At 64.5% G+C, this 5,748-nt stretch carries 6 protein-coding genes; 2 read left to right on the top strand and 4 right to left on the bottom strand.

Translation table 11 applies throughout. The features are described 5' to 3' along the window. From MOV75_RS25155 to thiD, 3 genes are all read right to left on the bottom strand, one after another. The coding region (locus MOV75_RS25155; protein WP_247006794.1) for a glycosyltransferase at positions 1–417 on the bottom strand (417 nt) is incomplete at its 3' end. 13 nt (positions 418–430) lie between these two features. Further along, positions 431–1,243 (bottom strand): UDP-2,3-diacylglucosamine diphosphatase, encoded by an 813-nt coding sequence (locus MOV75_RS25150; RefSeq protein ID WP_104465794.1) that lies wholly within the window; start codon positions 1,241–1,243, stop codon positions 431–433. 228 nt (positions 1,244–1,471) lie between these two features. Continuing rightward, the gene (gene thiD, locus MOV75_RS25145) at positions 1,472–2,272 is read right to left on the bottom strand and encodes a bifunctional hydroxymethylpyrimidine kinase/phosphomethylpyrimidine kinase (RefSeq protein WP_246924534.1); all 801 of its coding nucleotides are present in this window, start codon (positions 2,270–2,272) and stop codon (positions 1,472–1,474) included. A 342-nt stretch (positions 2,273–2,614) separates the two neighbouring features. Between thiD and MOV75_RS25140 the strand changes: the two genes are divergently transcribed. Together MOV75_RS25140 and MOV75_RS25135 are read left to right on the top strand one after the other, a co-directional pair. Next, positions 2,615–4,558 carry a PAS domain-containing sensor histidine kinase gene (locus MOV75_RS25140; protein ID WP_246924531.1) on the top strand — a complete coding sequence of 648 codons (1,944 nt, stop codon included), beginning with the start codon at positions 2,615–2,617 and terminating at the stop codon, positions 4,556–4,558. A 95-nt stretch (positions 4,559–4,653) separates the two neighbouring features. Further along, the gene (locus MOV75_RS25135) at positions 4,654–4,899 is read left to right on the top strand and encodes an Lrp/AsnC family transcriptional regulator (RefSeq protein WP_018317369.1); all 246 of its coding nucleotides are present in this window, start codon (positions 4,654–4,656) and stop codon (positions 4,897–4,899) included. Position 4,900: 1 nt separating this feature from the next. On the opposite strand, the gene MOV75_RS25130 is transcribed toward MOV75_RS25135, so the two are convergent. Next, the coding region (locus MOV75_RS25130; RefSeq protein WP_247006793.1) for a cytochrome c at positions 4,901–5,748 on the bottom strand (848 nt) is incomplete at its 5' end.

The raw sequence follows: 5,748 nt of genomic DNA, 5'->3' as shown, positions 1-5,748 counted from the left end.
TGCCGCCATCACGGCGCGGCTGGGGCTGTGGAAACGGCGCAGCGCCCGCCAGATCAGCGAGCCCGGAACCGGCACGCGGGCGCGGACATATTCGGGAAAGCGGGTGTGGAAGCTGGTTGTGAACGGCAGCCTGCGCTGGCGGCAATAGCGGCGGACCATCAGGCCGATCGGCCCTTCCGTCGCGATGTGGATGCTGTCGGGCCGCGCTTCCTCGATCAGCTTGGCGATCCGCGCCGGGCGCGGCATCGCCAGCCGCACGTCGCGATAGCTCGGCATCGCGAAGGTGCGGAACGATTGCGGCGTCAGGAACGTGAATTCGACACCGAGCGTCTCGGCAGCGTCGGCGAGTTTGGTCAGCGTCCGAACCACACCGTTGACTTGCGGGTGCCAGGCGTCGGTCGCGACCAGAATGCGCATCAGGCGGCCTCTTCTATGCAGCTCTGGCTGCAACCTGCGGGACGGCTGCCGGCTTCTGCAGATGATCCGCCCAGGTGATGATCTCGAAATGACCGTCGTCGTGCTCCACGAGCGCGGTGCAGCTCTCGACCCAGTCGCCGCAATTCATGTAGCGAATGCCGCCCTCGTCGCGGATCACGGCGTAGTGGATGTGGCCGCAGATCACGCCGTCGGCGTCGTGGCGCCGCGCCTCGGCGGCAAGCGCCTGCTCGAACGCGCCGATATAATTGACGGCGTTCTTGACCTTCTGCTTGGCCCATTGCGACAGCGACCAATAGGGCACGCCGAATAAGCGGCGGAAGAAGTTGACGAAGCGATTCATCTGGATCGCGAAGTCATAGGCCTTGTCGCCGAGATGGGCGAGCCAGCGCGCGTTCTGCACCACGAGATCGAAGATGTCGCCGTGGATGACGAGATAACGCTTGCCGTCCACGCCGGTGTGGACGGTGTTCTCGACCACGTCGATGCCGCCGAAATGCGTGCCGTAATAGTTACGCAGGAACTCGTCGTGATTGCCGGGGATGTAGACGACCTTGGCGCCCTTGCGCGCCTTGCGCAGCAGCTTCTGCACGAGGTCGTTGTGGGATTGCGGCCAGTTCCAGCTCGATTTCAGCGCCCAGCCGTCGACGATGTCGCCGACGAGATAGATCGTGTCGGCATCATGATAGCGCAGGAAGTCGAGCAGAAGATCGGCTTGAGAACCGCGGGCCCCGAGATGAACGTCGGAGATGAACAACGTGCGAAAGCGCCGCTCCGGGCTCTCGTCACTCACATCGTAACTTCCCATGCGCCAGCCTGTAACAATGTCCCGTGACAGGGGGATGACTGATTGAACTTTTGAGGCACCTTCAGATACGAATCACGCCTTGCCTCGCCCACCCCGCGAATATCAGTCGCATGCGACAATCAGGCGACATGGCGCCGCAGGGGGTGCCTAGGGTCAGATTGACACTGGAAACCGCGAGAGCAGGTGCGCTCCCTCTCCCGCTTGCGGGAGAGGTTGAGCAAGCCCGCGTCAGTAGAACTTGTGGAAATGATGAATCGGGCCGTGGCCGCGGCCGACGCTGAAGCGGTCGGCAGCGCCAATCGCGGCGGTGATCCAGGCCTTGGCGTTGCGCACGGCGCTTCCGAGATCCTCGCCTTTGGCCAGCCCCGCCGCGACTGCCGAAGACAGCGAGCAGCCGGTGCCATGGGTGTTGCGGGTCGCAACGCGGGGCGCGGCGAGCGCGATCGTGTTGTCGGCATCGATGAGATAGTCGGTGCTCTCCCTGCCCTCGCCGTGCCCGCCCTTGATCAGGACCGCACGGCAGCCGAGCGCCAGCAGGCGCCGCCCCTGCTTTTCGATCTCAGCCTCGCTTGCCGCGATCGGCTCGTCGAGCAGAGCCGCGGCCTCCGGCAGATTGGGCGTGATCACGGACGCCAGCGGCATCAGCCTGGTGCGCAGGGCGTCGACGGCTTCGGACGCCAGCAGGCGGTCACCCGATGTCGCCACCATCACGGGATCGAGCACCACATGCCCCGGTTGCCAGCGCGAAAGCGCCGCCGCAATCGCATCGATGCTGGCGACCTGGGCCACCATGCCGATCTTCACGGCACCGACCTCGAGATCGGCGAACACGGCATCGATCTGCGCGGTGACGAAGTCGGCTGGCACGGCATGAATGCCGGTGACGCCGCGCGTGTTCTGAGCCGTCAGTGCCGTGATGGCGGAAGCGCCATAGACGCCGAGCGCGGCAAAAGTCTTCAGGTCGGCCTGGATGCCGGCGCCGCCGCTCGAATCGGAGCCGGCGATGGTGAGGGCGACCGGGGTCGTCATCGCCGGACACATTTGCTGGATACGGACACCGCCATGGCCTGTCCTAGCGCGACCGTGGAACACCGGCAAGCGCGCCGGGCCGCAGCCGACGGTGATTCGCGACACCGTGGCGCAGGCCGAATCAGGCGGACATTGCGGGCTTCGCCCCGCAATGGTGCGGGCTTGAAAATGCAACCGCGCCGGACCCTTGGTATAGTCGCGAACTGCTTCGCCGATGTGTGAGACGTCAGGTGGTGGAACCATTCACCGATGCTGCGGGCCGCCCCGGCCCACAAGCCGCCTGGAACGGAATCTTTGGGTGGAACGATGTGGGCCTTTTTTGAACGTCTCCTCGACTCGTCCATGCTTTCGCCGCACGGCATCTGCCTGTTATGGGAGCCTGAGCTGATCTGGCTTCACGTCGTTGCCGACGCCTGCATCGCCGCCGCCTATTTTTCGATCCCGTTCGCCCTCGCGATTCTGGTCACCAAGCGGCGCGACCTCAAATTCGGCTGGGTCTACTGGGCATTCGCGATCTTCATCATGGCGTGCGGCCTGACCCATGTGCTGTCGATCTACACGCTCTGGGTTCCGATCTATGGCATCGAGGGCATCGTCAAGGCGGCGACCGCGGTGGCATCCGTGGTCACGGCGGGCGCGCTCTGGCCGCTGCTGCCGAAGATCCTGACGATCCCCTCGCCGTTCGAGCTACGACAGGTCCAGGCCGCGCTCGAGGAGGAGGAAATCAAGACCCGGGACGCCACGCTGCTGCTCCAGCAGGTCAGGGACGCGCAGCGTGCGATGCGCGAGAGCGTGGCGCGCCTCACCGCAATCGTCGAGACCGCGGTCGACGGCGTCATCCTGTTGGATGCGCAGGACCGCATCCTGCTGTTCAATCCGGCCTGCGAGCGCTTGTTCGGCTACTCTGCCGACGAGGTGATGAGCCGCAACGTCGGGATGCTGATGCCCGAGGCGGGCGCCGGGCCCGACAGCCACGCGAGCTATTTCGCGACCGCGGGCGAGGCCATCGGCCTGCGCAAGGACGGATCGACCTTTCCGATGGACGTGTCGGTCGGCCAGGCGCGGCAGGACGGCGAATTGATCTTCGTCGGCATCGTCCACGACCTGACCGCGCGCAAGCTGACCGAGCAGCAGCTTCAGCAGGCGCAGAAGATGGAGACGGTCGGTCAGCTCTCCGGAGGCATCGCTCACGACTTCAACAATCTGCTCACCGTCATCATCGGCAACGCCGAGCACATGAGCGAGCAGCTCAAGGCTCGGCCCGATCTGCGGCGCTTTGCCGACGACATCTGCCAGTCGGGCGAACGGGGCGCCGAGCTGACGCAGCGGCTGCTCGCATTCAGCCGCCGCCAGTTGCTGCAGCCCCAGATGATCGATTGCCGCGGCCTGCTCGATTCCATGTTCAAGCTGCTCAAGCGCACCTTGCGTGAAGACATCGAGATCAGGACGAGCACCGGCCCCGGCACGATCGTGGCGTTTGCCGATCGCGCCCAGCTCGAATCCGCCGTGCTCAACCTCGCGCTCAACGCGCAGGACGCCATGCCCGCAGGAGGACATTTGACGCTGAGCACGGAGCTGACCGCGATCGACGAGGACTATTGCACCCTTCACCCCGAAGTCGCAGCCGGCGCTTACGCGTTGATCTCGATCACCGACGACGGCGAAGGCATGACACCTGACGTCAGCGCACGCGCCTTCGAGCCGTTCTTCACCACCAAGGACGTCGGCAAGGGCTCGGGCCTCGGCCTCAGCATGGTCTATGGCTTTGCGAAGCAATCAGGCGGCCACGTCTCGATCTACAGCGAGACCGGCCTTGGGACGACGGTCCGAATCTATCTGCCGCGCGCGGACACCGGACAATCGCAGGCCGACCTGTCCGATGGCGAGGACGCGGCGCCGCGAGGATACGAGACGATTCTGATCGCCGAGGACGATCCGTTCGTCCGTTCCTCCGTCATTCGCAGGGTGGAAGCGCTCGGATATCGCGTCGTTGCCGCGGTCAACGGCAAGGAGGCCTTGCAGCAGCTGCGCACTGACCCCGGCATCGACTTGCTGTTCACCGATATCGTGATGCCGGGCGGCATGAACGGCTGGGAGCTCTCCGATCAGGCGCGGCGGATTCGTCCCGGTCTGCCGGTCCTGTTCACCTCGGGCTACGCGCTGGAGACCCTGGTCGAGCAGGGCCGTGCGCCTGCACAGGCGATCGTGCTGACCAAGCCCTATCGCAAGGTCGAGCTCGCCCAGCGGCTCAGAGACGCATTTGCCGCGGCGGCCGTGACGTCCTGAATGCCCGATCGGCATCTGGCGGCCGGCAAGTCCGCTTGCTAAATCGTACCGGTTTTGGCCTATTAGCCGCCAGATACGCTTTCGGAGTGCCCGCGATGGTTCCTTTTTTCGTCCAGATCAAATGCAAGCTCGGACAGTCCTATACGGTCGCCAATGCGCTTGCCGAAGCCGAGATCGCTTCCGAGATCTACTCCACGGCCGGCCAATACGACCTCCTTGTGAAGTTCTACGTCGACAAGGACACCGACATCGGCCATTTCGTGAACGAGAAGGTGCAGGTGCTGCCGGGCATCCAGGACACCCTCACCATCATCACCTTCAAGGCGTTTGGCGCCAGCTGAGCTAACCAGCTTCCTTGCCGGCTTCCTTCCGCTTGGGCCGCGGCGGACCGTCCACCGGCGGCAGCGATTTGAGATAGTCCGCCATCGCCGCAAGGTCCTCGTCGGGCAGTTGCGAGGTGTTCTTGATCACACGCGTCATCGCGCCGCCGACGCTGTCGCCGTCGGGCAATTCGCCGTTTTTGAGAAAATAGGCAATGTCCTTCGCGCTCCACTCGCCGAGGCGCTTCTGCGTGATGTTGGGCACCCAGCCCTCGCCTTCCGGATTGGGGCCGCCGGCAAAGCGCTGGCCTTCGATGATGCCGCCGAGCGCGTTACGCGGGCTGTGGCATTCGGCGCAATGGCCAAAACTGTTGACGAGATAGGCACCGCGATTCCATTGCGGCGACTTCGTGCCGTCGGCAATGAGCGGCTTGTCGTCCAGAAACAGGAATTTCCAGATGCCGACGTTGCGCCGGATATCGAAGGGAAAGCGCATGTCATGGTCGCGCACCCTGCCGGTCACAGGCGGAAGCGTCTTCAGATAGGCGAAGAGATCGAGCACGTCCTCGCGCCTTGCGCGCTGATAGGACGTATAGGGAAAGGCAGGAAAATAATGCTGCCCGCCCGGCGAAACGCCGTGCATCACCGCGTTGACGAAGTCGGCGTCGGTCCATTTGCCGATACCGTCATTCGGATCGGGGGAGATGTTCGGCGCGTAGAACGTTCCGAACGGGGACTTGATCGCGACGCCGCCACCGAGCCTGACGCGATCGGGCTGGTCGGGAGTGGCATGGCAGGACGCGCAGCCCCCGGCGTTGAACATGGTCTCACCGTTGGCGAGGTCGGCCGCATGGGCCGGCGCATGGCCCG

The organism is Bradyrhizobium sp. PRIMUS42 (assembly GCF_023006515.1).
In the GTDB taxonomy this organism is placed as follows: Bacteria; Pseudomonadota; Alphaproteobacteria; order Rhizobiales; family Xanthobacteraceae; genus Bradyrhizobium.
The sequence above is the reverse complement of the archived record's forward strand: the minus strand, read 5'-3'. Positions and strand labels throughout refer to the sequence as shown.